Source organism: Desulfurobacterium sp. (assembly GCF_027028515.1).
GTDB lineage: Bacteria > Aquificota > Aquificia > Desulfurobacteriales > Desulfurobacteriaceae > Desulfurobacterium_A.
Genome location: NZ_JALVIW010000060.1, coordinates 1 through 4008, shown reverse-complemented (window position 1 = coordinate 4008; position 4008 = coordinate 1). Strand labels below are relative to the sequence as shown.

Sequence of the window (4008 nt, the reverse complement as noted above, 5' to 3'; positions counted from 1 at the left end):
TCTTGTTAAATATTATGACATTCCCGTTTTTGCCATAAAAGGTGAAGACGAAAAGACCTACTACGACCACATAAAAACGGTTATCTCAAAAGAACCTGACATAACAATGGATGACGGTGCTGATCTTGTCTCAACGCTCCATAAAGAACACCCGGAACTCCTCGAAAAGGTAATGGGCGGCACAGAAGAAACAACAACAGGTGTAATAAGGCTAAAAGCAATGGCAAAAGACGGCGTTCTAAAATATCCCGTGATAGCGGTAAACGAAGCGCTTACAAAGCACCTCTTCGACAATAGATACGGAACAGGACAGTCAACCATAGACGGTATTCTTAGAGCCACAAACAGATTGCTTGCAGGTTCTGTTTTTGTCGTTGCAGGTTATGGCTGGTGCGGAAGAGGTCTTGCCATGAGGGCCGCCGGTATGGGAGCGGAAGTCATAGTAACAGAAGTAGATCCAATAAAAGCGATAGAAGCAAGAATGGACGGATTCAGAGTTATGCCGATGGCAGAAGCGGCAAAGTTAGGAGATATTTTCTGCACGGTGACAGGAAACATACATGTAATAAGAGAAGAGCACTTTAACGTTATGAAAGATGGTGCAATCGTCTCAAACTCAGGGCACTTTAACGTTGAAATAGATGTTGCTGCCCTTGAAAAGATAGCTGTTAAAAAAAGAAGAATCAGAGATTTCGTTGACGAATACACAATGAGTGACGGAAGACGTATCTACCTTCTTGGCGAAGGAAGGCTCATTAACCTTGCTGCAGCGGAGGGACATCCTGCATCTGTCATGGATATGAGTTTTGCAAACCAGGCACTATCGGCAGAGTATATTGTGAAAGAAGGTAAAAACCTCAAACCTGACGTTTACGTCGTCCCGGGACACATCGATAACAAGGTTGCCGAGTTAAAACTCAAAGCAATGGGCATAGAGATAGATAAACTCACGCCTGAACAGATAGAGTACCTCAATTCCTGGGACGTGGGAACCTGATTTTTTAAAATGTTAATAATGTAGTTAAATCCTTATATGGAGGGAACAATGAGAAAAATTCTTGGACTCTTAACGGTCGGATTCCTTCTTTCCTCAACGGCTGCCAACGCTTTGCCTCTTTTAACAATAGAAGCCGGTGCCGGTGCTGTTCAGGAACAGCCTTCAGGATGGATAAACTATCAGGGTACTAACGTTGATGTAAAAGATGACCTCAACTTAGGAGACGAAACAAAACCCTTTGGGTGGGTAAGGATAGAACATCCGATACCACTTATACCAAACGTGAAAATTGAAGCGACAAAGTACGACTTTACAGGTTCTGGAACAGTAACTAAATCATTTACATTCGCTAACACATCATTTAACGTCTCACAAAACATAAACACCGAACTGAGACTTGACCAGTACGATTTAACACTCTACTGGGGCGTTCCGTTCCTTGGACTTGCAACACTTGGAACAACACACATAAACTTTGGTCTAACACTTAAATACATTGACGGTTATGCCTCTGTTGAATCTTCCAATACTACAGAATCAACTGACTTTCAGGTGGCGCTTCCAATGCTTTACGGACAGGGAGATTTTGGCGTAGGATCTGTCAGGGTAAACGCAGAACTCAAGTGGATAGGATACTCTGGCAATCAATTTACTGATGCAAAGGCAGAAGTCAGATACTCACCAATTCCACTACTTTTTATCGGCGCCGGTTACAGGTATGAAAACCTGAAAATTGATGACATAAAAGATGTATCTTCCGACATAAAAATCAAAGGTCCTTATCTTGAGGCAGGCCTCAGCTTTTAATGCTGGGGATTTTGCTCCTCACTTTCTTTTCCACAGTGGGCGGCTGTCTATTTTCAAAGAAATTAAATCTTTATTGTATAGGTAAGACAAATATGCAAGAATTCCCGCATGAATCAAAAAGTAATGATGAGCAGCTTTGACCTTTAAACCTATTTTGCTTAAAACATAGTATACCACCTCTTCAGAGGAAGCCTCTTTTTCGAGAAAATTAAGTATTATTTTTTCAATCTTATCAATCTGTTTGAAATTCTCAGAAACATAAAATCCAATATCTTCCACCGGCTCACCGTGAGAAGGAACATAAAAGGAAAATCTGGTATTTTTAAGGAATTTCAATGTCTCTTTCTCCGTTTTTATATCAACGTTAAAAGGGATACCAACCCTTTCAATAACTTCCGGCGCAAATACGGCATCACCGCAGAAAAGAATATCGCCAACAACAATACCGACCTGCCCCGGAGCGTGACCGGGAAGAGGAACAATTTCAAGCATAGCATCGCCGATTTTAAGCTCTCCCGGCTCTATCTCAACATCAACATCGGATGGCTGCGCCATCACAAACTTGTTCATCAAATCCTTTACAGGATAAACACCGGAAAAAAGAGAAAAGGGATTTATAAAAGGATACTTTATAACCGTCGCTGCGATACCGGAAGCATAAACCTTAACATCCGCTTTCTCCCTCAGTATCCTGTTTCCACCACAGTGATCCGTGTGAAAATGGGTATTAACAATAGCCACCGGTTTCAAACCATGTTTTTCAAGCAGCCTTAAAATCCTCTTTCCGCTACCGGAATCAATACCTGTATCAACTAAAATAACATCTCCACCGCCGCACTGAATGACACCGACATTCGTCCTTCCCGGAATATAGTAAACACCTTCTGTCAAACGCTTAAGTTCCACATAATCTCCCTTATAGATAAATATTAAAGTAACTCTTCTATTTCTCTAACAACTGCTTCTACAGTTTTTCCTGTGGTATCTATCACATAAGCCCCTTCAGGCACGGTTAAAGGTGCTACTTCTCTGTTTTTATCCTGATAATCTCTCTCCCTGACTTCTTTTAAAACCTGTTCGAAAGTAACGTTAAAACCTTTTTCTTTAAGTTCTTCATACCTTCTTTTAGCCCTTTCCTCAGGAGATGCCGTTAAAAATATCTTAAGCTCTGCATCAGGAAAGATGTTTGTTCCGGCATCCCTTCCATCGGTTACAACTTTTCTACCTTCTGCAGCCTTTCTCAGAACTTCAATTACTTTCTTTCTTACTTCAGGAAACCTTGCAACCTTTGAAGCTAAAACTCCACCCTCAGGCTTCCTTATCTCTTCTGTTAAATCAAGACCATTAAGAAAAACTCTACCATCATCTTTTATCTCTACAGAAATACGTTTAAGAAACAAAGAGACCGCTTCCTCACTATCAAGGTCAATTCCCGATTTCTTTGCAGCAACACCAATTGCTCTGTAAACTGCACCGGAATCAAGATGCAGAAATCCAAGCTTTTTCGCTAAAATCTTTGCTATGGTGCTTTTCCCTGCTCCAGCAGGACCATCAATCGTTATTTTTTTCACTTCCATTCCTGTTCCTCTATCTCTCTGTAAGTTTCCTCGTAAAGCTGATTTAACCGCTCTGAAATTTCCACAGGCCGCGTAAACTTTTTGTAAATATCTTTAACGCTATCATCTAACTTCTCAAATTCAGAAAGAAAATGCTCCCTGACTCTCTCTAAAGAGGGAAGCTCCACAACCCTTTTTCCGCTGAGAAAAATTGGTTTTAAAAGGGGTCTGCCCTCGCTTTTTTCACCCCACACGGTAACACGGTCAAATGATTCAAGACGGTAAACCTGCTTTTTACCGGGATACATCTTTTTCCCGCTGCTTGTTTTCATTACAGGCTTTCCATCAAGTTCAACGAGTTTATAGACAAAGTCAACATAGGGCGAATCCGATGATGTTCCGACCTTTGTGCCAATACCAAAAATATCTATGGGTGCTCCTCTGGAGAGAAGTTCATCGACCTTGTATTCATCAAGACCACCGCTGACTATAATTTTTGTCTCCCTGAAACCGTGTTTGTTAAGCATTTTCCTTGCAAGTTTTGAAAGCTCAAGTATGTTGCCGCTATCAAGTCTTATGCCTCTTAAAGTGTAGCCCTTTTCTTTTAATTCCAGAGCAACTTCTATTGCTTTCTCAATGCCTTTCACT

General features: G+C 41.1%; 4 protein-coding genes and 1 pseudogene. 2 read left to right on the top strand and 3 right to left on the bottom strand.

From position 1 onward, the window contains the following. On the top strand, nt 1-997 hold a 997-nt coding region (gene ahcY, locus MV676_RS05745; RefSeq protein WP_297445771.1), incomplete at its 5' end, for an adenosylhomocysteinase. A gap of 48 nt (nt 998-1045) precedes the next feature. Beyond that, complete coding sequence (locus MV676_RS05740) at nt 1046-1804, top strand: TIGR04219 family outer membrane beta-barrel protein (protein WP_297445770.1); 759 nt, start codon at nt 1046-1048, stop codon at nt 1802-1804. 18 nt (nt 1805-1822) lie between these two features. On the opposite strand, the gene MV676_RS05735 is transcribed toward MV676_RS05740, so the two are convergent. The 3 genes and pseudogenes from MV676_RS05735 to MV676_RS05725 form a co-directional block, all read right to left on the bottom strand. After that, nucleotides 1823-2710 (bottom strand): MBL fold metallo-hydrolase, encoded by an 888-nt coding sequence (locus MV676_RS05735; RefSeq protein ID WP_297445769.1) that lies wholly within the window; start codon nt 2708-2710, stop codon nt 1823-1825. Nucleotides 2711-2733: 23 nt separating this feature from the next. Further along, entirely contained in the window at nt 2734-3381 is a 648-nt protein-coding gene (cmk, locus tag MV676_RS05730) for a (d)CMP kinase (protein ID WP_297445768.1), read from the bottom strand. Then, a pseudogene (locus tag MV676_RS05725) lies at nt 3372-4008 on the bottom strand (nicotinate phosphoribosyltransferase); the annotation flags it as partial. The gene cmk and the pseudogene MV676_RS05725, both read right to left, overlap by 10 nt.